At 42.3% G+C, this 503-nt stretch carries 1 protein-coding gene; it reads right to left on the bottom strand.

The window, feature by feature from the left end; all coding sequences use genetic code 11:
* Positions 1-272, bottom strand: a 272-nt coding sequence (locus IQR33_RS32825; RefSeq protein ID WP_228013858.1) for a hypothetical protein, incomplete at its 3' end; no start/stop codon positions are given.
* Positions 273-503: the final 231 nt, after the last annotated feature.

Genomic DNA, 503 nt, shown 5'->3' with positions numbered 1-503 from the left:
GGAATTGATGACTCGACAGTCTGCTGACGAATAGAATCATCGGTATCTTCACGAGTAAATGAACAAATTGCCCGAGTGAATATATTTTGAGGGGACAAAAGATCAGCACTGCCATGATTCAGGATTTGAATCTCCGTGGTTAAACACGAAGAACGACTCAAAGACGAAATGACCTGGTTGAGTAGGCTGGTCTTTCCTATCCCTGCGGTACCAGTAATACAATACGTTTGGCCTGCTTCTTGTTTTTGCCATCGCTTGATTCCGCTATTCAATGTTTCTAGTTCAAGTTTACGCCCTACGAAACAGTCAGTATGGTTTTGGTGTAAGGATACAAAATGCCAGTTGTTGAAGTCTGGCTCTCCTGTTAGAAAAGGTTTTATTGGTCTGGCACAATTGGACGAGATAAAGCAAGGACAAGCAGCTATTTCTCCCCAAGGGATTTTAACTAGGATTTCATTGATTGGGGTTATCGCATTCGGATGTTCCGATAGTTCAGTGATTCT

It is taken from the genome of Vibrio sp. OPT46, assembly GCF_015163535.1.
GTDB classification, from domain to species: domain Bacteria; phylum Pseudomonadota; class Gammaproteobacteria; order Enterobacterales; family Vibrionaceae; genus Vibrio; species Vibrio alginolyticus.
This window is presented reverse-complemented; position numbering and strand designations above follow the sequence as displayed.